The following is a 22,357-nucleotide window of genomic DNA, read 5'->3' on the forward strand; positions in this document are numbered from 1 at the left end:
GTCGGCCCGATCGGCCGGATTGCAACCTCATCGGAGCGGAGATGCCGAATACGTTTCATCGCGTGGGGGACGGCCCCCACCCTGTTCTCGTGCTGCATGGCTGGTTCGGCGACGCCCGCGCGTTCGAGCCCGTCGAAGCCTGGCTGTCGCGCGAGCATTTCAGCTATGTATTCATGGACTACCGAGGTTACGGCCGCATGCGCGACGCACGAGGCAACTACACGATCGACGAGATTGCCGCCGACACGCTCGCGCTCGCCGACGCACTCGGTTTCCCGACCTTCAGCCTCGTCGGCCATTCGATGGGCGGCATGGCGATCGAGAAGATTGCCGCCATCGCGCCCGACCGCGTGCGCGCGCTGGTACCGATCGCGCCCGTGCCGTGCGGCGGCCTGCCGTTCGACGCCGTGCGACGCGCGCTATTCGAGCGTGCCGCCGGCCACCTTGCCGATCGCAGGACCATCATCGATCGCAGCACCGGCAACCGGCTGCCGGCCGCCTGGGTCGAGTGGAAAGCCGCGTATTCGGCCGCCTGTTCGTCGGCGCAGGCATTCGGCGCGTACTTCCGTGCGTGGGCCGATACCGATTTCAGCGGGGAGATCGCGGGGCGCCATCCGGTGAAAGTGCTGATCGGCGAACACGATCCCGCTTTCGACATGGCGCTGATGGCGCGCACTTACCTGCAACGCTACCCGCTCGCCACCGTCGACGTGCTGCGCAATGCAGGCCACTATCCGATGAACGAGACGCCGCTCGCGCTGGTCGCGGCGATGGAAGCGTTCCTGCTCGCCGCGACGGCTCGCCCCGCCGCCATCGACTGACCGGCCGCGCGCCGGCGGCATGGCCGCGGCACGCATCACCGCAGCATGAACGACATCGCCGACAGGCTGTTCAGCGTGCGCACCACGTGCTCGACCGACGGCCCGTCGAAGCGCAGCGTCACCGCGTCGACACGCTCGAGCGACGGCAGCACGCAAAACAGGTCGGCCAGCGCGGCCGTCTGCACGCGCAACGTGCAGGCGGCCGGTGCCGGCCGATGCGCGCCGGCGCGCACGCCGGCCGACAGCGCCCGCGCAACCGTTTCGCGCGCCGCGGTCGCGATCCGCGCACACGACGCGGCGGGCGTGAGCGTATCGCCGCTCGAGGCGCCGCCGGCCGTCTTGACCGTCTCGAAACGCGCATCCGGAAACAGCGGCTGCGTTTCCTCGGCGAACACGTCGTCGCCCGTGGCGAGCGCGACGTGCGCGCCATATTCCCGCGCCAGCGCGCCGTACAACCCGGCTTCGCCAAGCTCGACGCCGTTCAGCCACACCTGCGTGAACGCAAAGCCGTTGATCGTGTGCGCGAGCACGCCGCGCGCCTGCGATTTCGCGTGATAGCCGATCATGAACACGAGGTCGGGCTGCTGTTCGACGCCCGCCATCATCCCGAGCATGCGCGGCTTGCCGAGCACGACGCGCGCACGCGCATCGAGCCCGTCGGGCAACAGGTTGCGAAAGCCGCCATGCGAATCGTTGACCCAGACGCTCTGCGCACCGCCCGCGAATGCGCCTTCGATCGCCGCGTTCGCCTCGGCGGTCATCCAGCGGCGCGCCCGTTCGTACTCCGGATTGCCGGCGCGCGTCTGCTCGGTGGCGAATACGCCGGCGACACCCTCGATGTCGGTCGAGATCAGGATCTTCATGACTGGTTCACAGCCCTTCGTTAGGTTCGTTGAACAACCGGTCGAGATCGGGCACCGCGTCGCGCAGCGCTTGCCGCACGTGGCCGTCGCGCCCGGCGACCGTCACGGCCTGCAGCATCGCGTCGGCGATCGCGTGCTCGACGCTTTCGGCCGCGGCCATGAACAGCGGGTCGAGCGCCGCATCGGCCACGAGGGCCGGCAGCGCGATCGTCGATGCGTCGTGCGCGATCGTGTAGGCGGTCGAGAAGGCAAGCGCGATGTCGCCGCTGCCATGCCCGTAGACGGAACCCGTGCGGGCCAGCCCCGCGCCCGCGCGACGCGCGAGCCGCGACAGCTGCCGCGCATCGAGCGGCGCGTCGGTGGCGAGCAACAGGATGATCGAGCCCTGCTCGGGCGGCGCCGCATGCGCGGCTTCAGCCGCGCGCCGTTGCGCGACGATGCGCCCGAGCGGCACGCCGCCGAGCGTCAGCATCGGCAGCCGGCCGAAATTCGCGAGCACGAGCGCACCGACCGTATAGGGCCGGCCGGCCGCGACGGCGACGCGCGACGCGGAGCCGATCCCGCCTTTCAGGTCGAAGCACGACATCCCGCGCCCGGCGCCCACCGCGCCGCGTGCGACGTCGCGCGACGCGGTGCGGCACGCATCGTCGTAATGCGCGGCGGTGACCGCGAACGCCTGGATATCGTTCAGGTAACCGTCGTTGCACTCGAACACGAGTGGATTGACGGTCGACCAGTCGCGGCCGACCTGCGGATTCGCGGCGATCGCCGCGCGGATCTGCGCCTGCGCGACCGCGCCGACGCCGAACGTATTGGTCAGCGCGATCGGCGTATCGAGCGTGCCGAGCTCGTCGACCTGCACGAGCCCGACGCTCTTGCCGAACCCGTTGATCACGGCAGCGCCCGCCGGCACCTTGCTGCGGTACACGTCTCCCGGATGCGGCTTCACGACGGTCACGCCCGTCTGCACGTTGCCGGCATCGAGCGTGCAATGGCCGACCGTCACGCCCGGCACGTCGGCGATCGTGCCGCGCGGCCCGGCCGGCAGCGTCGCACTCCACATCGGAGCAGCATGCATCAGCGGCGCTCCAGTTTCGGATCGAGCGCGTCGCGCAGCCCGTCGCCGAGCAGGTTGAACGCGAGCACGGTCAGGAAGATCGCAAGGCTCGGGAAAATGGCGATGTGCGGCGCCGTCACCATGTCCGCGCGCGCTTCGTTGAGCATCGCGCCCCACTCCGGCGTCGGCGGCTGCGCGCCGAGCCCGAGGAACGACAGGCTCGCGGCCGTGATGATCGACGTGCCGATGCGCATCGTGAAGTAGACGACGACCGACGACACCGTGCCCGGCAGGATGTGCCGCATGATGATCGTCCAGTCCGACGCGCCGATGCTGCGCGCGGCCTCGACATAGGTCATGTGCTTGAGCATCAGCGTGTTGCCGCGCACGAGCCGCGCGAACGCCGGGATGCTGAAGATCGCGACCGCGCAGATCACGTTGACCATCCCGTTGCCGAGGATCGCGACCACGCCGATCGCGAGCAGGATGCCCGGGAACGCGAACAGCACGTCGGCGACGCGCATCGTGATGCGGTCCCACCAGCCTTCGTAGTAACCGGCGAGCAACCCGAAAAACGTGCCGATCACCGCGCCGAGCGCAACCGAGAAGAAACCGGCGGCGAGCGAAATGCGCGTGCCCGCGATGATCCGGCTGAAGATGTCGCGGCCGAGCGAATCGACACCGAACCAGTGCACGGCCGACGGCCCCGCGTTCAGCGCGTCGTAGTCGAAGTAGTTCTCCGGGTCGAACGGCACGATGTGCGGGCCGACGAACGCCAGCACGACGAGCGCCAGCACGAAGCCGCCCGCGACGAGCGCGACGGTCTGCTTGCGGAACTTGCGCCAGAATTCGCGCCACGGCGTGCGGATCGCAGTCGGTGCGGCCGGCGCCGCGGTCTGGACAGTCGCGTTCATACGCGCCTCACTTGAACCGGATGGTCGGGTTGATGACCGCGTACAGCACGTCGACGGTCAGGTTGATCAGGATGAATTCGAGCGAGAACAGCAGCACGATCGCCTGGATCACGGGGTAGTCGCGCATCGTCACGGCATCGACGAGCAGGCGGCCGAGCCCCGGCCAGTTGAACACGACCTCGACGACGATCGAGCCGCCGAGCAGGAAGCCGAACTGCAGCCCCATCATCGTGACGACCGGGATCATCGCGTTGCGCAGGCAGTGCTTGAGCACGACCATCGGCTCGTGCACGCCCTTCGCCCGCGCGGTGCGCACGAAGTCTTCGTTCAGCACCTCGACGAACGACGCGCGCGTGAAACGCGCCATCACGGCCGCGACCGCGGCGCCGAGCGTCAGCGACGGCAGCACGTAGCTTTTCCAGGTACCGTCCGGCACGACCGGCAGCCAGCCGAGCTTCACCGAGAAGATTTCCATCAGCAGCATGCCGAGCGCGAAGGCGGGAAACGAGATGCCCGACACCGCGACCGTCATGCCGAGACGGTCGGGCCAGCGATTGCGCCACACCGCCGACGCAATCCCGATCGCCATGCCGAACAGCGTCGACCACACCATGCTGACGAGCGTCAGCATCAGCGTCGGCATGAAGCGTTCGCCGATCTCGGTCGAGACCGGCCGCTTGCTGCGGGTCGACATGCCGAAGTCACCGTGCGCGATCTTCGTGAAGAAGTTCACGAACTGCGCGGGCAACGGCCGGTCGAGCCCGAGATCGGCACGCACGAGCGCGATCGTCGCGTCGTCGGCTTCGGGGCCGGCCGCGAGCCGCGCCGGGTCGCCCGGCAGCAGATGCACGAACAGGAACACCAGCACCGCGACGATCGCGAGCGTGGGCAGCAGGCCGAACAGGCGTTTGACGAGGAAATTCAGCATGGGGCACCGATCGAATCAGCGTACCGGCGGCGTGCGCCGCCGGCACCGCGTGGCGGGCAAACCGCCGTCATTTCAGCGAGATCTCGTCGAAGTTGAACGAGCCGTCCGGCATCACGTACGCGCCCTGCAGCCGCTTGCTGCGCGCATACACGATCTTTTCCTGCACGAGGAAGATCCACGGCGCATCGGCCCAGATCTGCTTCTGCGCGTCGGCGTAGAACTCGGTCTTCTTCGTCCGGTCGACCGTCTCCAGCGCCTTCGTCAGATCGCCGTCGACCGTGTCGTTCTTGTAGTACGCGGTATTGACGAGCTTCGGCGGCGCCGACGCGCCGGCGAGCAGCGGCGTGATCGCCCAGTTCGCCTCGCCCGTCGACGACGACCAGCCGATGTAGTACATCCGCACCGGCGCCTTCGCCGGATCCGGCGCGCTCTCGACCTTCGCGACGCGCTCGCCGGCTTCCAGCGCCTGCACCTGCACCTTCACGCCGACCTGCGCGAGTTGCTGCTGCACGAACTGGATCGCCTTCTGCGACGTCGAGTTGTTATAGGCGGACCACAGCGTCGTCTCGAAGCCGTTCGGATAACCGGCTTCCTTCAGCAGCGCACGCGCCTTCGCCGGGTCGTACGGCCAGGGGCCCAGCTTCGTCGCAAAATCGACGCCCTGCGGCACCACACCGGTCGACGGCGTCGCAAAACCGGAGAACGCGACCTTCGCGAGCGCTTCCTTGTTCACCGCATAGTTCAGCGCCTGGCGCACCTTCGGGTTGTCGAACGGCTTCTGCAGCATGTTCAGCGACACATAGCGCTGCACGATCGACGGCCGCTCGACAACGTCGACCTTCGCGTTGCCCTTCAGGTCCGCCGCCTGCTCGAACGGAATGCGGAATGCGAAATCGGCTTCGCCCGTCTTCATCAGCGCCGCGCGCGTGTTGTTGTCGACCACCGGCTTCCAGTCGATCGCGTCGATCTTCGGGTAGCCCTTCTTCCAGTAGCCGGCGAACTTCTTCACCTTCAGGTCGTCGGTCTGCTTCCATTCGACGAACTCGAACGGCCCGGTGCCGACCGGATGCAGCGCGATGTCGCGGCCCCACTTCTTCAGCGCGGCCGGCGAGATCATCACGGCCGACGGGTGCGCGAGCGTGTTGATGAACGCCGAGAACGGCTCGCGCAACGTCACCTTCACCGTGGCCGGATCGACGACCTCGGTCTTCTCGATCACGCGGAACATGTTGTAGCGCTTCAGGTGGTTCGCGGGATCGGTCACGCGGTCGAAGTTCGCCTTCACGGCCGCCGCGTTGAAATCGGTGCCGTCGTGGAACTTCACGCCCTGGCGCAGCTTGATCGTGTACGTCTTCGCGTCGGCGCTCGCGTCGTAGCTCGTCGCCAGCACGTTGACGAGCTTCATGTCCTTGTCGAAGCCGAACAGCCCCTGGTAGAACGACTTGACGACGGCCTGCGACACCGTGTCGTTCGCGTCGTACGGGTCCATCGTCGTGAAGGTCGAATCCACCGCCATCACCGCGGTCTGCTGCGCGTACGCGGGCAGCGCGGCCGACAGCGCGAACGCGCCGGCGAGCGCAACGAAGCATGCGCGCGGACGAAACATCGGGAACGGATGCTGCTTGGTCATTTTGCTGGGCTCCTATCGGTGAATCGGTGACGCCTCACGGGCGTTTCGGTTTCGACTGCCTGCTGGTTCGCGCGCCGTCATCGCGGCGCACGCACTCAATAAAGCGATGGATCTGGGTGCACCTCAATACGCGCCGCCGACGCGATGCGTCGCAACGTAATGATCGGGGCCGACCGCGACGAGCGGCGCGACGACCGGTTCGTCGCCGATCGTGCGGATCGGGCTCGGAATCTCGTCCGCCGCGAGTTGGCGCGGCGCATGCCGGCGCGCGGGGTCGGCCACCGGCACCGCGCTCATCAGCTTCTTCGTGTACGGGTGCTGCGGCGCCTCGAACACCGCGCGGCGCGGGCCGATCTCGACGATCTGGCCGAGATACATCACCGCGACGCGATGGCTGATGCGCTCGACCACCGCCATGTCGTGCGAGATGAACAGGTACGCGACGCCGAGCTCGCGCTGCAGGTCGAGCATCAGGTTGACGATCTGCGCCTGCACCGACACGTCGAGCGCCGATACGGACTCGTCGGCGATCACGACCTTCGGATTCAGTGCGAGCGCACGCGCAATCGCAATCCGCTGGCGCTGCCCGCCCGAGAATTCGTGCGGATAGCGGCGCGCGGCCTCGGGCGGCAGGCCGACCTTGTCGAGCAGCCAGTCGACGCGCGCCTGCGCCTCGCTGCCGGTTGCGACGCCGTGCACGAGCAACGGCTCCATGATCGAGAAGCCGACGGTCAGGCGCGGGTTCAGCGACGCGAACGGGTCCTGGAAAATGAACTGGATGTTCCGGCGCAGCGCCTGCAGGTCCGGGCCCTTCATTGCGCTGATGTCGCGGCCGTCGAATTCGATCGAACCGCTCTGCGATTCGACGAGGCGCAACAGCGAACGGCCGGTGGTCGACTTGCCGCAGCCCGATTCGCCGACGAGCGCGAGCGTCTCGCCCGCGCGCAGCTCGAAGCTCACGCGCTCGACCGCATGCACGTATTGCGACACGCGGCCGAACACGCCGCTCTTCACCGGGAAACGCGTGACCAGATCGCTCACGCGCAGGATCGGCGGCGCCGCCCGATCGACGGGCGGCTGCGCATCGTCGTTCGCGGCAGGCGCCGTGGCCGGCGCCGTCGTGTTCGCGTCCACCTTCAGCAGCGGGAATTTCTCGGGCGCGTCGGTGCCCTGCATCGAGCCGAGCCGCGGCACGGCGGCGAGCAGCGCGCGCGTGTAGCGATGCGCGGGCGCCGCGAAGAGGCGGTCCGACTCGCCCTCCTCGACCTTCTCGCCGCGATACATCACGAGCACGCGGTCGGCCACTTCGGCCACCACGCCCATGTCGTGCGTGATGAAGACCACGCCCATGTTCATTTCGTCCTGCAGCCCGCGCACCAGTTGCAGGATCTGCGCCTGGATCGTCACGTCGAGCGCGGTCGTCGGCTCGTCGGCGATCAGCAGCGCGGGCCGGCACGACAGCGCCATCGCGATCATCACGCGCTGCCGCATCCCGCCCGACAGCTGGTGCGGATAGCGCGCGAACACACGGCGCGCTTCCGGGATGCGCACGAGATCGAGCAGCCGCAGCGCTTCCGCGCGGGCTTCGGCCGCGCCCTTCGACTGGTGCAGCGCAATCGCTTCGCTGATCTGGTCGCCGACCGTGAACACCGGGTTCAGCGACGTCATCGGCTCCTGGAAGATCATCGCGATGTCCGCGCCGCGGATGCCGCGCATCGTCGCGGCGCTGGCCCGGGCCAGATCGACGAGCGCGCCGCCACGGCGCCGGAACGCGATCCGGCCGCCCGTGATCGCGCCGCCGCCGTGCTCGACGAGCCGCATCAGCGCAAGCGACGTGACCGACTTGCCCGAGCCCGATTCGCCGACGATCGCGAGCGTCTCGCCGCGATCGACGTGAAACGACACGTTGCGCACCGCGTCGAACGTCGCGCCTTCGCGGCGGAACGTGACCGACAGGTCGTCGACGGCCACCACGCGCTGCTCGGGCAGCGCCAGGGTCGACGGGTTACGGCTCGAAGTCATGCGTGTCTCCTCGTGCGATCCGGCATCAGGCCGCATCGTCGCTGTAGATGCCGACGACCGGCGCCTCACCGACGCGCGCGTAGCCGCGGTACATCCCTTCGGTGTTGAACGGCATCGCGACGTTGCCCTGTGCGTCGACCGCGACGATCCCGCCGCGGCCCGCGAGGCGCGGCAGCTTGTTCATCACGACGTCGTGTGCCGCATCGGCCAGCGACGCGCCGCGATAGGCCATCTGCGCGGCCACGTCATGCGCGGTCGCGAGCCGGATGAACATTTCGCCCGTGCCCGTCGACGATACCGCGCAGGTCGCGTCGTCCGCATAGCAACCGGCCCCGATGATCGGCGAATCGCCGACCCGTCCGGGCTGCTTGTTCGTGATGCCGCCCGTCGACGTCGCCGCCGCGATGTGGCCGTTCAGGTCGCACGCGACCGCACCGACCGTGCCGTGCTTGCGGTCCGGATCGAGCGGCTCGGCCGGCTGCGGCTGCGACTGCGACTTGCCGAACGCAAACGTCGCCGCATCGTGGTCGAGCATCGCACCGGCCGCCGCACGCGCCTTGACCCACTGCGCATGCCGCGACTCGGTATCGAAGTAGCCGGGTTCCGCGAGTTCGAGCCCCTGCGCGGCGGCGAACGCATCGGCGCCCGCGCCGGCGAACAGCACGTGCTCGCTCACCTCCATCACGCGTCGTGCAGCCAGCACCGGATTGCGCACGCGCGTCGCGCAGCAGATCGCGCCGGCGCCGAGCGTCGCGCCGTCCATGACCGCCGCGTCGAGTTCATGCTTGCCTTCTGCCGTATAAACGGCGCCGCGTCCGGCGTTGAACAGCGGACAGTCTTCGAGCATGCGCACCGCGACCGTGACGGCGTCGAGCGCGCTGCCGCCGTCGGCCAGCACCTGCTGCGCGGCCTGCAGGATCGCGGTCAGTTCGGCACGGTATCGACGTTCGGTGTCGGTATCCATCGCTTCGCGCAGGATCGTGCCTGCGCCGCCGTGAATTGCGACGATCGCGGATGAAGTCATGATTTTTTCGGACGTGGGGAAGAAGGGTTGGCGGCCGGCAACGCCGCTTGCGGCTGCACGAGCCACGGCAGCAGGAATTCGGTCATCTCGGCGGCGGATTTCGCGGACCGGTGCGTGCGCAGCGCGACTGCATCGATCAGCGCCTCGATCATCGTGAGCACGGCGGCTTCCGACGTGGCCGCGAAACGCCTCTCGGCCTTGACGTACAGGTTCAGCGACGCGATCGGCGCCAGCGGCGATTGCGGCCCGTCGGAGATGCCGAGCACGCGCGCACCGCGCGCCGCCGCACGCCGGGCCAGCTCGATCGTGTCCTTCACATAGCGCGGAAACGCGAGCGCGATCACGAGATCGCGCGAATCGGCCGTGTACAGGCGCCGCGCCGCGTGCGAAGGGCCGCCGAGCAGCGCGAGCGATTGCACGCTGTCGTGGCACACGGACAGCCCGTGCTCCATCAGCCCGGTCAGAAACGCGCTCGACCCCGCGCCGAGGATCAGCACGCGCCGCGCGCCGACGATCGCCTCGACCGCGGCCTCGACATCGGCCGCGTCGAGTTGCGCGCGCGTGCCCTCGATGTTGGCGACAGCCTGGTCGAATACCGCGTCGATCCACGCGGCGCCGCGTACGCCGGGCTCCTGCTCCTGCGCGGAACGCAACCGCTCCACCGGCCCGAGCGTCGCTTCGAAGCCCCTCACGAGCGCCGCGCGCATCGCCGGATAACCGTCGAAACCAAGCGCCTTCGCGAAGCGGTTCGCAGTCGCGATCGACGCATTCACGGCCTGCGCGAGTTCGTCGATCCGCATCGTCGCCGCGCGAAACGGGTTCGCGAGCACGAATTCACCCATGCGCCGGTGAATCGGCGTCATCAACGGCATCGCCGACGCGATCCGCTCGGCGATCGCGGGTTCGTCGTGACTGGCGTCGTGCGGAACGAGAGGCGTCATGCGAAGGGTCATTGCAAGGTGAATGAAAATCAATTTACACAATCTGCCTCCAGAAAAGAAATAAATTTTCATCAGGGTTGTCACGCCCTGCCCGGCGTCCGGCGTTCGTCCGGAAACCGCTCAGCCCCGTCGCGCGGGCCTTTGGCGCGCGATCTCGATGCGTCGCCGCACACGCCGCACTCACCAGCTCATCGGGAAAACCCCGAGCAAGTTCGTTCGAATGCAGATTCACGTTGACCGGATTCGAATTCGAACATAGGATGTTCGAAAATGATCAGTCGTCAGATAACATGGCGATTGAATGACAGATAAATGTTCGCTTGAACACCGTATTTTCGGCATAACCGAGGAAAAACGGCGCGCATCAAGATCGGACATCGTACAAATAGAGCGAAACAAGCCATCCCGGACGGATGGCCCTCATGGATCGGGCAGGCGCCGCGCGCCCGCCCTGTCTGACAGGAGACAGCAGTGAAGACAGTCAAGGCGTTGCGCTGGTGGATCATCGTGCTCGTGTGTCTCGGCACGATCCTCAACTACCTCGCACGGAATTCCCTCGCGGTGCTGGCACCCGAGCTCAAGCAGGTGTTCTCGATCTCGACGCAGCAGTATTCGTACATCGTCGGCGCATTCCAGATCGGCTACACGATCATGCAGCCGGTGTGCGGGTTCGTCGTGGACCTGATCGGGCTGCGGCTCGGCTTCGCGCTGTTCGCGATGCTGTGGTCGGTGGTCGGCGTCGCGCACGGCTTCGCGTCGGGCTGGCTGTCGCTCGGCATCCTGCGCGGCTTTCTGGGGCTGTTCGAGGCCGCCGCGATTCCGTCGGGGATGAAGGCCGTCGCCGAATGGTTTCCCGATCGCGAGAAATCCGTCGCGGTCGGCTACTTCAACGCGGGTACGTCGCTCGGCGCCGCGATCGCGCCGCCGCTCGTCGTGTTCCTGTCGATGCGGTTCGGCTGGCAGGCCGCGTTCATGGCCACCGGTGCGCTCGGGTTCGTATGGGCCGCGCTCTGGTACACGCAGTACCGGTCGCCGGCCGATCACCCGCGCATCACGCCGCAGGAGCGCGCGCTGATCCGCGACGGCCAGGCCACGATGCCGGCCGTGTCGACGCGCCGGATCCGCGACGTCGTCACCGCGCGGCGCTTCTGGGCCATCGCGCTGCCGCGCTTCTTCGCGGAGCCCGCGTGGCAAACCTTCAGCTTCTGGATTCCGCTGTACCTCGCGACCGAACGCCACATGGCGCTCGCGCAGATCGCGATCTTCGCGTGGATGCCGTTTCTCGCGGCCGACCTCGGCGGCATCGCGGGCGGCTACCTGTCGCCGTATCTCGCGAAACGCTACAAGCTTCCGCTCGTGTGGTCGCGCGTCGCCGGCGTCGCGCTCGGCGCGGTGCTGATGCTCGGGCCCGCGATGATCGGCCTCGTGTCGTCGCCGTACACGGCCATCGCGCTGTTCTGCGTCGGCGGTTTCGCGCACCAGATGATCTCCGCGCTCGTCAACACGCTGTCGGCCGACGTATTCGATCCCGAGGAAGTCGGCACCGCGAGCGGCTTCGCCGGGATGGCCGCGTGGATCGGCGGCCTCGGTTTCTCGCTGCTGGTCGGTGCGCTCGCCGACAAGATCGGCTATGCGCCGCTGTTCGCGTGCCTCGGCCTGTTCGACATCATCGGCGTCACGCTGCTCGCGGTGCTGATCCGCGGGCAGTCGAAGCAGGAACGCCTGCTCGCGCGGCACGCCTGACATTTGCCCTCACCAGGAATCGCATTCATGACTTCGCTCCTTCATCCGCCCGTGTTCCGCGTCGCCGGCAAGCATGCGAACCGCGTGCTGCTCGCGTCCGATGCGGGCGCCACCCTCGAGATCTTCGTGCTCGAGGACGACATCGTGCGGGTACGCGTGCTGCCCGACGCGACGGCGCACACCCCGCGCACATGGACGATCGCGCCGGGCCTCGACGACGTGCCGCTCGACGGGCGCGATCGCCTCGACCTCGACGGCTTCACGCTGCCCGCCTTTACCCTCGCCGAAGACGACGACGGCCTGCACGTCGAAACCGCGCAGATCCGGCTCGCCGTGCGCTGGCAAGGCGGCCATTGCACGTGGTCGATGCGCGGCGCGGACGGTACGTGGCGCGTCGCGCTCGCCGATCGCGCGACGCAGGCGTACAACTTCGGCTGGTGGGACGGGCGCGCCTATCACTACGTCGCCCGCGAACGCGGCGACAAGGTGTTCGGCCTCGGCGAACGCGCGGGCGAACTCGACCGCACGGGCGCGCGCTTCGAGATGCGCAACATCGACGCGATGGGCTACAGCGCGAAGCATACCGACCCGCTGTACAAGCACATCCCGTTCTACATCACGTGGTCGCCCGATGCGTGCCAGGGCTTCGGGCTGTTCTACGACACGCTGTCGGACTGCTCGTTCGACATGGGCCGCGAGCTCGACAACTATCACGGCCCGTACCGCTACTTCGTCGCCGAGCATGGCGATCTCGACTACTACTTCATCGCATCGCCCGATACGCCGCTCGCGGCCGCGCGGCGCTTCACGTGGCTCACCGGGCGCCCCGCGCGCACGCCGAAATGGGGGCTCGGCTATTCGGGCTCGACGATGAGCTATACCGACGCGCCGGATGCACAGCAGCAGATGAACCGGTTCGTCGAGCAGTGCGACGCGCACGACATCCTGTGCGATTCGTTCCACCTGTCGTCGGGCTATACGTCGATCGGCGCGAAGCGCTACGTATTCAACTGGAACCGCGACAAGTTTCCCGACGCGAAGGGCTTCGCGAAGCACTATCGCGACCACGGCATCCGCCTGTGCGCGAACATCAAGCCGTGCCTGCTGCGCGACCATCCCGCGTTCGACGATGCCGCGCAACGCGGCCTGCTGATCCGCTCGGCATCCGGCGAACCCGCGTGGGTGCAGTTCTGGGACGAGGTCGGCGCGTACATCGACTTCACGCAGCCGGACGCGTACCGCTGGTGGCGCGAACAGGTCACATCGGCACTGCTCGAGTACGGGATCGAATCGACCTGGAACGACAACAACGAATACGAGATCTGGTCGCCCGATGCGATCGCGCACGGCTTCGGCCGATCGTTCCCGGCACGCGAAGCAAAAGTGTTGCAGACGATGCTGATGATGCGCGCGTCGCGCGAAGCGCAGCGTGCGCATGCACCGGCGCAGCGGCCGTTCCTCGTGTCGCGCTCCGGCGGCGCCGGCATGCAGCGCTACGTGCAGACCTGGTCCGGCGACAACTACACGTCGTGGGAAACGCTGCGCTACAACCTGAAGATGGGCCTTGGGCTCGCGCTGTCGGGCGTATCGAACATCGGCCACGACATCGGCGGCTTCTCCGGCCCCGCGCCGTCGCCCGAGCTGCTGCTGCGCTGGGTGCAGTTCGGCATCTTCATGCCGCGCTTCAGCATCCATTCGTGGAACGACGACGGCACCGTCAACGAGCCGTGGATGTATCCGGAGATCACCGCGCAGATCGCGACGCTGATCAAGCAGCGCTACCGGCTGCTGCCTTACCTCTATCACCTGCTGTGGCTGTCGACGACACGCTACGAGCCCGTGCTGCGGCCGACCCTTGCGGATTTCCCCGGCGATGCGCGCTGCTACGACGCGTGCGACGACATGATGCTCGGCGACGCGCTGCTCGTCGCGCCGGTCGTCGATCCCGGCCAGACCGAGCGTACGGTCTACCTGCCGTCGGGCGCGCGCTGGATGTGCTGTGCGAGCGCGCAGGCGTTCGACGGCGGCGCGAGCGTGACGCTGCCCGCACCGCTCGACACGCCGGTGATGCTGCTGCGTGAAGGCCGCGTGCTGCCGCTGAACGTCGCGGCACAGCATTTCGGCGCGCGCGCCGACACACGCGGCTTCCTCGTCGCGCCCCGCATCGAGGACGGCGTCGCATACGGCGAATGCGTCGAGGACGACGGCGAAACGGAAGCGTGGCGCGACGGCGAATACGGACTGTGGCGCATCGAGACCGGCCGCGAGGCGTCGGGCGTGCTCGGCGTGTCGGTCCGCTGGGACGGCCACCCGGGCCGCCCGGCCAGCCGCGTCGAGATCCTGCTGCCCGCGTCGCTGCAAGGCCCGGTTGCCGTCCGCGGCGCCCGCGCCGAACAGGACACGCAGGACGGCGCATGGCGCCGCCTCGTCGTGACGTTCGACAACTGAAGCAAGCCCGATCAGGCGGGCCGTTCGCGCGGCCCGCCATAGAGGAGGCGCTGCAGCCTCCCGCCCCGTTGAAAAGATGATGAGCCCTGGAGATCGCCCATGAAAGCACCCGTCAACCATTATGCAATCCTGATTTTATCGGCCGCATCGCTCGGCGCGACCGCCGCCCACGCGCAGAGCAGCGTGACGCTGTACGGCGTCGTCGACGATTCGCTCGCGTACGTGAACAACCAGCAGGGCCATTCGAACCTCTACATGCGCGACGGCAACCTGTACGCGTCGAAGTTCGGGCTGCGCGGCGACGAAGATCTCGGCGGCGGCACGCACGCGATCTTCGACCTGCAGTCCGGCTTCAACCTGAACACGGGTGCGCAGGCCGCCGCCGGCACGATGTTCAACCGCCAGGCCTTCGTCGGCCTGCGCAACGATCGCTACGGCACGATGACGGCCGGCCGCCAGTACACGCCCTACTTCCTGTTCGTCGGCCCGTACGCGTCGAGCAGCTGGCTGACCGGCGCGACGGGCGCGCATCCTGGCGACATCGACGGCCTCGACACGACGATCCGCGTGAACAACTCGGTCACCTATACGTCGCCGACCTTCGCCGGGCTGACCGCGAGCGCGATGTACGCATTCGGCGGCATCGCCGGCGCGACCGGCAAGGGCAACACGTTCAGCGCCGCGCTGCGCTACGCGAACGGGCCGATCGGGATCGCGGCCGGCTACCTGCGGATCAACAGTTCGGGCTCGTCCGCGGGCTTCCTGAATCCGGCCACCGCGCCGTCGGGCAGCTTCGCGGTGTCCGTGCTGAACCAGGGCTACCTGACCGCGAAAGCCGTCGAGCAGGTCGCGGCAGCCGGCAACTACACGCTCGGCGACCTGACGATGGGTCTCAACTATTCGAACGTGAAGTACCTGCCCGGCAACGGCTCCGCGTTCACCGACACGGCCGTGTTCAACACCTACGGCGCGCTTGCCGCATACCGCTTCACGCCGGCGTTCTCGGTGGCCGGCGCATTCGCGTACACGCTGGCGTCGAGGGCGAACGGCGTCGCGAACGCGGCCCGCTACCAGCAGTATTCGCTGAAGGAGTCGTACAGCCTGTCGAAGCGCACGACGCTCTACGCGCTGCAGGCGTACACGCATTCGAGCGGCCAGACGCTCGGCGCGCAAGGCGCCGGCCACGTCATCGACGCCGCGCCGATCGTCGGCGATTCGCAGCAGCTCACGCCGTCGACGACGCACGGCCAGTTCGTCGGCATGGCCGGCATCGCCGTCACGTTCTGAACCCGCCCCGCAGCGCCTTCGGCGCGCAGCCCATGCCCCGGACGATGCGCGTTCCGCGCGCGCCGTCCGGGCGCCCGATGTCCGTCCGCCACGACGTCTTCCGCGTCCCGCCGGCCCACCCGGCAAATCGCGCGGGTTTTCCCGATCGCCCCGATATCTTACAATTCGTCAGGTTCATCCCTTCTGCATGCCCCTTCTTGCAGTCCTGACACCGCGGTACACTCGACGCACGCCGTATCAGGGTCCGACGCGCGACGCGCGCGCCGGGCGGCGTCGCGCCTCGTTGCGCCCACAACTGGATGCCCGCCATGCCAGATTCCCGCCCCTCGCCCCGCACGACCTTCAAGCCGCAGGTCGTCCTGCCCGCGCTCGCGGTCATCGGCGCGCTGCTCGTCGTGTGCGCGCTGCGCCCGAGCGAAGCCGGCGCGCTGTTCGCCGCCGGCCAGCAATGGGTCATCGCACGCTTCGACTGGTTCTACGTGCTCGCCGTCACCGGCTTCCTCGTGTTTCTCGTGCTGATCGCCGCAAGCGACTTCGGCAACATCCGCCTCGGCCCCGACGATGCCGAGCCCGAATTCAGCTTCGTGTCGTGGACGGCCATGCTGTTCGCGGCCGGCATGGGCATCGGCCTCATGTACTTCGGCGTCGGCGAGCCGATGCAGCATTTCCTGAAGCCGCCGACCGTCGATCCCGGCACGCCCGCCGCCGCGCGCGAGGCGATGCTGATGACCTTCTTCCACTGGGGTTTCCATGCGTGGGCAATCTACGGGCTGATGGGGCTCGTGCTCGCGTATTTCGGCTTTCGCTACAACCTGCCGCTGACGCTGCGCTCGGGGTTGTATCCGGTGCTGCGCGAGCGCATCAACGGCTGGATCGGCCACACGGTCGACGCGTTCGCGCTGGTCGGCACGGTCGCCGGCATCGCGACGACGCTCGGCTACGGCGTGATGCAGCTGAGCGCGGGCCTGCATACGGTCGGCGGCTGGGATACCGGCAGCAACCTGTTCCGCATCGGGCTCGTCGCAATCGTCGTGATCCTCGCGGGCGTGTCGGCCGCGACCGGCCTCGACAAGGGCGTGCGCCGGCTGTCCGAGCTGAACCTGCTGCTTGCGTTCCTGCTGCTCGCCTTCGTGGTGGTCGCCGGCCCGACGGCGTTCCTGCTGCGCGCGCTCGGCGACAACATCGGCCAGTACCTGTCGAGCCTCGTCGACCTGTCGTTCCGCACGTATGCGTACGCACCGCCGCGCGAGGAAGGCTGGTTCGGCGGCTGGACGATCCTCTACTGGGCGTGGTGGGTGTCGTGGTCGCCGTTCGTCGGCATGTTCATCGCACGCATTTCGCGCGGCCGCACGATCCGCCAGTTCGTGATCGGCGTGCTGCTCGTGCCGACCGCGTTCAACCTCGTGTGGATGACCGTGTTCGGCAACAGCGCGATCTGGCTCGACACGCACGGCGCGGCCGGCGCGCTCGCGCAAACGGCCACCAACGTCGACGCGCTGCTGTTCCGCTTCTTCGATTTCCTGCCGTTCCCGCAACTGCTGTCGATCGCCGCGATCGTGCTGATCGCGGTGTTCTTCGTCACGTCCGCCGATTCGGGCGCATTCGTGATCGACCAGATCGCGACGCGCGGCAACCCGCATTCGCCCGTGTGGCAGCGGCTGTTCTGGGCCGCGCTGCTCGGCGTGACCGCCGCGGTGCTGCTCGTCGCGGGCGGCCTCGGCGCGCTGCAGGCGATGACGCTGATCGCCGCGCTGCCGGTCGCGATCATCATGCTCGCGCTGTGCTACGGGTTATGGCGTGGACTTGCAGCCGACCGCGCGCACTATTCGCAGGACGTCGCGCCCGCGACGAGCTTCTGGACCGGCCAGCACTGGCGCCATCGCCTCACGCACATCCTGCGGCAGACGACCGAAGCCGAGGCGCGCCAGTTCGTCGCGGAAACGGTCGAGCCCGCGCTGCGCAAGGTCGCCGACGAACTGCGCGCGAGCGGCGTCGATGCGCACGTGCAGCGCGACAGCGACGATGCGGTGCGGCTCACCGTGCCGACCGCCGAGCATCGCGACTTCGTGTACGGCGTGCGCGTGACCGTGAAATCCGCGGCCGCTTTCCTGGTGCGCGAGGCGGCCGAGCCGGATCCGGCACGCGAGCACGTATACGGGATCGTCACGTTCTTCGAGGACGGCCGGCTCGGCTACGACGTCGAATACCTGCGCGGCGACGAGGTGATCGCCGACGTGCTGCGCCAGTACGAACGCTATGTGTCGCTCGCGGCCGACAAACGCACGCATCTGCTGAGCCGCGCGCCGGGACATGCCACGGAGGCCGAATGAACGGGTTCCTGCAAAGCCGCGCGTCCGACGTCATCGCGCTCGGCACGCTCGCCGTGCTCTACCTCGGCGGCTCCGGCATCGCGCTGTGGCGGATCCGGGCCGCGGCGCCGCGCGGCAAGATCTACTGGATCGCCTGCGCGGCGCTGCTCGCCGGCGGCGCCATCGCGATGGGCGGCAACCTGTCGCCAGTGCCGGACAGCGGCGAAATGCCGCCCGGCTTCGCGCTCGGCGCCGAGGCCGTCCTGCTCGGTCTCGCGCTGGTTGCCGGCGGTTGCGCCTGGCTGATGCTGCGCGCGCGGAAACGCTGACGCGCGCACCGCACGGCCCCGCTTCGTCACGCGCGAACGGCAACGCGCGCGGCGAACCGGCAGCCGCGCCTTCCCCGATCCGCTTCTCTGCCGCACTACGTCATGCGGACGGCGCGCGCGCCGTCACGAGCCAGCACGCCGCGTCGAAGCGCACCTCGGCGCCGTGCACGTATTGCTCGAACGCCGCACGCACCGCATCGACCACGCGCCGCCGCGTCGCTTCGTCCGTCTCCAGCAGCGCAAGGCCCACCGGGCCCAGCCGCGCAATGTAGTCGTCCAGCGCGGCCTCAGGCAGCGCACACGCCCTGTCGACCGGTTCGATCACAATGCCGGTCCAGCCGCTGTCCGACAGCACCGACGCGATCCGCTGCCGGTCGCCGAACGCGAACTGGCCCGGCGCGCCGGGCTGCCGGGCGGGCAGGTTCGGCAGCAACGGCGCGGCCACCCGCTCGGCCGTCGTCATGAACGGGTTGTCGGCCGGCCCGCGCCACGCGACGAACTGCATCCGCGCGCCCGGCCGCGCCGCATGCCGCAGGTTCGCGAATGCGCGGACCGGATCGTCGAAGAACATCACGCCAAGGCGCGACACGATCAGGTCGACGCTCGCGGGCTCGAACGCATGCGTCTGCACGTCCGCACACACGAAACGGGCGTCCAGGCCGCTGCGTCCGGCGCGCCCCCGCGCGGCGTCGATCATCCGCGCCGAGATATCGATGCCCGTGCAACGCGCGTTCGCCCCCAGCCGTCGTGCGACCGCGAGCGTGACGGCGCCCGTGCCGCAGCCGACGTCGAGCACGCTGCGGGCCGACGACGCGGCCGCTGCATCGGCGAGCAGCGTCTCGAACGGTTCGAACATCCGGTCCATCGGCGCCTGCGCATCGACCCATGCGCGCCCCGACGGGCCGTTCCACAACGCGGATTGCGCTGCGTTGGGCCGGTTGGTTTCCATCGTCGATCTCCTTCTGGTTCATGGATGATGAACCGCACTGTGCTGCTTCAAGCCGGCTTGAGGTCAAGGCCGGCCGGGTTGCGCCCGCCGTCGCGCCCCGCTTTTCACATTTCTTACATTCACGCTGCGTATCGTTGACGACTTTCCTACGGTGCCTCCCATGCGACGACTCCTCACGCGCACGCTGCTCATGCGCTGCGCTCCCCTTGTTGCCCTCGCCGCGCTGTCCGCGTGCTCGAATCACATCGATACGCCGGACGATCCGGCCAGCGCATCGGTCAACGTCCAGGCCGCATGGGTCGAAATCGGCGACGCGAACCAGGCGATCGCGCGCGTCATCACGAACTACACGCCCGCGTCGGCCAGCGATCCGCTGTGCCCGCAGTTGACCGTCGACGGCAAGCTGTCGCGCATGGCGCTGCGCGCAGGCGCCGCGACCGTCGCCCAGCGGCCGACCGCCAGCGATCCGGCCGAATCGAAACCGTCCAGCTTCCCGGTCTCCGTGTGCGAAACGACACTGCCGGCCGGCGCTCAGGCCGCAAGCGTCGCGGGCCGCACGCTGCCGCTGCCGAAAGCGCAGCCGCAACGCGTCGCGATCATCGCCGACACGGGCTGCCGGATGAAGAAGGCCGACAACGCATGGCAGGCGTGCAATGACGCATCGGTCTGGCCGCTGGCCACGATCGCGGCCAGCGTCGCGAAGCTGTCGCCCGATCTCGTGCTGCACATCGGCGACTACCACTATCGCGAGAACGCGTGCCCGCCGGACATCGCCGGCTGCAAGGACAGCCCGTGGGGCTATGGCTGGGATACGTGGCAGGCCGACCTGTTCCGCCCGGCCGCGCCGCTGCTCGCGAAGGCCCCGTGGGTCGTCGTGCGCGGCAACCACGAGGAATGCGCGCGCGCGGGCCAGGGCTGGTTCCGCTTCCTCGATCCGCGCCCGTATTCGGCGGCCCGCTCGTGCGACGATCCGGCCAACGACAACAACGCGAACTATTCGGAACCCTATGCGGTGTCGCTCGGCGGCGGCTCGCAGGTGATCGTGTTCGATACCGCGAAGGTCGGCCGCACGCCGCTCAAGACGACCGACGCGCAATTCGGCATCTACCAGAAGCAGTTCCAGACGGTCGCATCGCTCGCGTCGAAGGCCGGCATGACGACGACGATCTTCACGAACCATCATCCGATCCTCGCGTTCGCGCCGATCGCGGGCAGCACGCCCGCGCCGGGCAACCTCGCGCTGCAATCGGTCATGTCGAGCCTCAACGCGCAGGCATACTACCCGCCGGGCGTGCATGTCGCGCTGCACGGTCACGTGCACGATTTCCAGGCGATCAACTTCTCGTCCGGGCACCCGGCGACGATCGTGTCCGGCAACGGCGGCGACAACCTCGACGTCGCGCTGCCCGACCCGTTCCCGGCCGGCCTGACGCCCGCACCGGGCGCAGTGATCGATCGGCTGTCGCACAACAACAGCTTCGGGTTCCTGATCATGGAACGCAGCGCAGCGCCGGCAACGGGCTGGGTATACCGTGCGTATTCGGCGGCCGGCAAGCTGCTCGCGTCGTGCAACCAGTCGGGCACGACGCTCGCCTGCGACAAGACGGGGTTCATCGCACCGTGAGTGAAGCAGTCCGATGTGACGGCCGCGGGGTGCGCGGCCGGCAAAAGCGGTACGCGCTTGCCGCAACCGTGCTCGCCGGCCTGACGCTCGCGGCCCACGCCGCGCCGGCCGAAACGGTGCTGCTTCCCGGCGCACCGCCGTCGCGGGTCGTCGACACGATCGGCAACGGCACGCCGCAGGTGACGGGCAAGATCGACGCGGCCACCGCGCGCTTCGCGCCCGACCCGACGCTCGTCGCGCTCGGCCGCCGGATCTTCTTCGATCCGCGGCTGTCCGAGCCGCGCGGCATGTCGTGCGCGAGCTGCCACGATCCCGGCCGCGCGTTCGCGCCGACGCTGTCGGCGGCCTCGCTCGCGGGGCCCGGCGTGCCGGAAGGCAGCCGGCCCGGGCGCTTCAGCCAGCGCAATGCACCGTCGCTGCTCTACGTGCGCTACGTGCCGCGCCGCCACTTCTACCAGGACGACGATGCGCCCGCGCCGTCGCCGTTCGGCGGGCTGTTCATCGACGGCCGCGCGGATACGCTCGCCGAGCAGATCCGCGGGCCGCTGTTCGATCCGAACGAGATGAACAACCGGTCGCCGGCCGCGCTGCTGCGCAAGGTCAACGCGACCGAACTCGCGCCCGATCTCGCCGCGCGCTTCGGCGCGCCGGTGCGGCGCGATCCCGAGCAACTGGTACGCGCACTGGGTTCGGCTGTCGAGGCGTATCTGCAGAGCGACGAGATGGCGCCGTTCACGTCGCGCTTCGACGCATTCCTGCGCACGCGCAAGCCGCTCGCGCCGGCCGAGATGCGCGGCCTCGCGCTGTTCCGGAATCCTGACAAGGGCAATTGCATGACTTGCCACACGCTGTCGGAGACATCGAGCCGCCCGGAGCGCTCGCTGTTCACCGATTTCGGCTACGACGCGATCGCGGTGCCGCGCAACCGCGCGCTGCCGGCGAACCGCGATCCGCGCCATTTCGACAACGGGCTGTGCGACACCGCGCGGCGGTTGCGCTGGCCCGAACCGACGCAATGGTGTGGCTACCTGCGCACGCCGGGGCTGCGCAACGTCGCGGTCAAGCAGACGTTCATGCACAACGGCGTGTTCACGACGCTGCGCGACGCGGTCGCGTTCTACAACACGCGTTCGACCGACCCCGGCTTCTGGTATCACGGCGCCAAAACGTTCGACGACGTGCCCGCCGCCTATCGCGGCAACATCAACGTCAACTCGACGCCGATGAACCGCCGGCCCGGCACGCCGCCCGCGCTGACCGACGCGGAAATCGACGACATCGTCGCATTCCTCGGCACGCTGACCGACGCGCGCTATACGGGGGTCGCGGCCCCTGCTGCCCGCCTCGCCCGGACCGCCGCGCCGGCACGCTGACCCTGGCCGAACGGCCAGCCGGATGCGCACCCGCTTGCGGACAGCGAAAACACTGGTTATATTTACAGTACTGTATTTATGAACAGTGAGGTGCG

Annotated in this window: 17 protein-coding genes; 8 read left to right on the forward strand and 9 right to left on the reverse strand. The window is 68.5% G+C overall.

Annotated features, from left to right (window positions below; all coding sequences use genetic code 11):
• The first annotated feature begins 41 nt into the window (after positions 1–41).
• The gene (locus ACWMMN_RS25635; RefSeq protein ID WP_486423293.1) at positions 42–821 is read left to right on the forward strand and encodes an alpha/beta fold hydrolase; all 780 of its coding nucleotides are present in this window, start codon (positions 42–44) and stop codon (positions 819–821) included.
• 35 nt (positions 822–856) lie between these two features.
• Here the strand turns inward: ACWMMN_RS25635 and ACWMMN_RS25640 are convergent, their stop codons facing one another.
• The 8 genes from ACWMMN_RS25640 to ACWMMN_RS25675 all read right to left on the reverse strand — a co-directional run bounded on the left by ACWMMN_RS25640 (position 857) and on the right by ACWMMN_RS25675 (position 10,200).
• The gene (locus ACWMMN_RS25640; RefSeq protein ID WP_340625060.1) at positions 857–1,684 is read right to left on the reverse strand and encodes a M55 family metallopeptidase; all 828 of its coding nucleotides are present in this window, start codon (positions 1,682–1,684) and stop codon (positions 857–859) included.
• A gap of 7 nt (positions 1,685–1,691) precedes the next feature.
• On the reverse strand, positions 1,692–2,762 hold the full coding sequence (locus ACWMMN_RS25645; RefSeq protein ID WP_059237009.1) for a DmpA family aminopeptidase: 1,071 nt from the start codon (positions 2,760–2,762) through the stop codon (positions 1,692–1,694).
• A complete protein-coding gene (gsiD, locus tag ACWMMN_RS25650; RefSeq protein ID WP_174948792.1) occupies positions 2,762–3,655 on the reverse strand; it encodes a glutathione ABC transporter permease GsiD in 894 nt (297 codons plus the stop codon). Before gsiD ends, ACWMMN_RS25645 begins: the two co-directional genes overlap by 1 nt.
• Positions 3,656–3,662: 7 nt before the next feature.
• The gene (gene gsiC / locus ACWMMN_RS25655; protein ID WP_059237011.1) at positions 3,663–4,583 is read right to left on the reverse strand and encodes a glutathione ABC transporter permease GsiC; all 921 of its coding nucleotides are present in this window, start codon (positions 4,581–4,583) and stop codon (positions 3,663–3,665) included.
• 67 nt (positions 4,584–4,650) lie between these two features.
• Entirely contained in the window at positions 4,651–6,213 is a 1,563-nt protein-coding gene (gene gsiB / locus ACWMMN_RS25660; protein ID WP_174991853.1) for a glutathione ABC transporter substrate-binding protein GsiB, read from the reverse strand.
• A gap of 123 nt (positions 6,214–6,336) precedes the next feature.
• Positions 6,337–8,235 carry a dipeptide ABC transporter ATP-binding protein gene (locus tag ACWMMN_RS25665; protein ID WP_256086496.1) on the reverse strand — a complete coding sequence of 633 codons (1,899 nt, stop codon included), beginning with the start codon at positions 8,233–8,235 and terminating at the stop codon, positions 6,337–6,339.
• A 25-nt stretch (positions 8,236–8,260) separates the two neighbouring features.
• Positions 8,261–9,259, reverse strand: a complete 999-nt coding sequence (locus ACWMMN_RS25670) for an isoaspartyl peptidase/L-asparaginase family protein (protein WP_342704620.1) — start codon at positions 9,257–9,259, stop codon at positions 8,261–8,263.
• Entirely contained in the window at positions 9,256–10,200 is a 945-nt protein-coding gene (locus ACWMMN_RS25675) for a MurR/RpiR family transcriptional regulator (protein ID WP_059237015.1), read from the reverse strand. Before ACWMMN_RS25675 ends, ACWMMN_RS25670 begins: the two co-directional genes overlap by 4 nt.
• 471 nt (positions 10,201–10,671) lie before the next feature.
• Between ACWMMN_RS25675 and ACWMMN_RS25680 the strand changes: the two genes are divergently transcribed.
• The 5 genes from ACWMMN_RS25680 to ACWMMN_RS25700 all read left to right on the forward strand — a co-directional run bounded on the left by ACWMMN_RS25680 (position 10,672) and on the right by ACWMMN_RS25700 (position 18,316).
• Positions 10,672–11,943 carry an MFS transporter gene (locus ACWMMN_RS25680; RefSeq protein WP_059237016.1) on the forward strand — a complete coding sequence of 424 codons (1,272 nt, stop codon included), beginning with the start codon at positions 10,672–10,674 and terminating at the stop codon, positions 11,941–11,943.
• Between the two features lie 27 nt (positions 11,944–11,970).
• The gene (locus ACWMMN_RS25685) at positions 11,971–14,391 is read left to right on the forward strand and encodes a glycoside hydrolase family 31 protein (RefSeq protein ID WP_059237017.1); all 2,421 of its coding nucleotides are present in this window, start codon (positions 11,971–11,973) and stop codon (positions 14,389–14,391) included.
• Positions 14,392–14,490: 99 nt separating this feature from the next.
• Complete coding sequence (locus tag ACWMMN_RS25690; protein WP_059237018.1) at positions 14,491–15,678, forward strand: porin; 1,188 nt, start codon at positions 14,491–14,493, stop codon at positions 15,676–15,678.
• A gap of 308 nt (positions 15,679–15,986) precedes the next feature.
• On the forward strand, positions 15,987–18,008 hold the full coding sequence (locus ACWMMN_RS25695) for a BCCT family transporter (protein ID WP_342704617.1): 2,022 nt from the start codon (positions 15,987–15,989) through the stop codon (positions 18,006–18,008).
• The gene (locus ACWMMN_RS25700; RefSeq protein WP_059237020.1) at positions 18,005–18,316 is read left to right on the forward strand and encodes a hypothetical protein; all 312 of its coding nucleotides are present in this window, start codon (positions 18,005–18,007) and stop codon (positions 18,314–18,316) included. The genes ACWMMN_RS25695 and ACWMMN_RS25700 overlap by 4 nt, the downstream gene beginning before the upstream one ends.
• 100 nt (positions 18,317–18,416) lie before the next feature.
• On the opposite strand, the gene ACWMMN_RS25705 is transcribed toward ACWMMN_RS25700, so the two are convergent.
• Positions 18,417–19,265 carry a class I SAM-dependent methyltransferase gene (locus ACWMMN_RS25705; protein WP_059237021.1) on the reverse strand — a complete coding sequence of 283 codons (849 nt, stop codon included), beginning with the start codon at positions 19,263–19,265 and terminating at the stop codon, positions 18,417–18,419.
• Between the two features lie 160 nt (positions 19,266–19,425).
• Here ACWMMN_RS25705 and ACWMMN_RS25710 point away from each other — a divergent pair, with 160 nt between their 5' ends.
• A complete protein-coding gene (locus tag ACWMMN_RS25710) occupies positions 19,426–20,889 on the forward strand; it encodes a metallophosphoesterase family protein (protein WP_256086499.1) in 1,464 nt (487 codons plus the stop codon).
• Complete coding sequence (locus ACWMMN_RS25715; RefSeq protein WP_486423294.1) at positions 20,886–22,262, forward strand: cytochrome-c peroxidase; 1,377 nt, start codon at positions 20,886–20,888, stop codon at positions 22,260–22,262. Before ACWMMN_RS25710 ends, ACWMMN_RS25715 begins: the two co-directional genes overlap by 4 nt.
• Positions 22,263–22,357 lie beyond the last annotated feature (95 nt).

The sequence above is a fragment of the Burkholderia cepacia complex sp. TUM26381 genome (genome assembly GCF_057439935.1).

Excerpts from the sequence above, each read along its gene's own strand:
- ACWMMN_RS25635 (WP_486423293.1), top strand. The coding sequence starts at position 42 with ATGCCGAATACGTTTCATCGCGTGGGGGACGGCCCCCACCCTGTTCTC.
- ACWMMN_RS25640 (WP_340625060.1), bottom strand. The coding sequence starts at position 1,684 with ATGAAGATCCTGATCTCGACCGACATCGAGGGTGTCGCCGGCGTATTC.
- ACWMMN_RS25645 (WP_059237009.1), bottom strand. The coding sequence starts at position 2,762 with ATGCATGCTGCTCCGATGTGGAGTGCGACGCTGCCGGCCGGGCCGCGC.
- gsiD (WP_174948792.1), bottom strand. The coding sequence starts at position 3,655 with ATGAACGCGACTGTCCAGACCGCGGCGCCGGCCGCACCGACTGCGATC.
- gsiC (WP_059237011.1), bottom strand. The coding sequence starts at position 4,583 with ATGCTGAATTTCCTCGTCAAACGCCTGTTCGGCCTGCTGCCCACGCTC.
- gsiB (WP_174991853.1), bottom strand. The coding sequence starts at position 6,213 with ATGACCAAGCAGCATCCGTTCCCGATGTTTCGTCCGCGCGCATGCTTC.
- ACWMMN_RS25665 (WP_256086496.1), bottom strand. The coding sequence starts at position 8,235 with ATGACTTCGAGCCGTAACCCGTCGACCCTGGCGCTGCCCGAGCAGCGC.
- ACWMMN_RS25670 (WP_342704620.1), bottom strand. The coding sequence starts at position 9,259 with ATGACTTCATCCGCGATCGTCGCAATTCACGGCGGCGCAGGCACGATC.
- ACWMMN_RS25675 (WP_059237015.1), bottom strand. The coding sequence starts at position 10,200 with ATGACGCCTCTCGTTCCGCACGACGCCAGTCACGACGAACCCGCGATC.
- ACWMMN_RS25685 (WP_059237017.1), top strand. The coding sequence starts at position 11,971 with ATGACTTCGCTCCTTCATCCGCCCGTGTTCCGCGTCGCCGGCAAGCAT.
- ACWMMN_RS25690 (WP_059237018.1), top strand. The coding sequence starts at position 14,491 with ATGAAAGCACCCGTCAACCATTATGCAATCCTGATTTTATCGGCCGCA.
- ACWMMN_RS25695 (WP_342704617.1), top strand. The coding sequence starts at position 15,987 with ATGCCAGATTCCCGCCCCTCGCCCCGCACGACCTTCAAGCCGCAGGTC.
- ACWMMN_RS25700 (WP_059237020.1), top strand. The coding sequence starts at position 18,005 with ATGAACGGGTTCCTGCAAAGCCGCGCGTCCGACGTCATCGCGCTCGGC.
- ACWMMN_RS25705 (WP_059237021.1), bottom strand. The coding sequence starts at position 19,265 with ATGGAAACCAACCGGCCCAACGCAGCGCAATCCGCGTTGTGGAACGGC.
- ACWMMN_RS25710 (WP_256086499.1), top strand. The coding sequence starts at position 19,426 with ATGCGACGACTCCTCACGCGCACGCTGCTCATGCGCTGCGCTCCCCTT.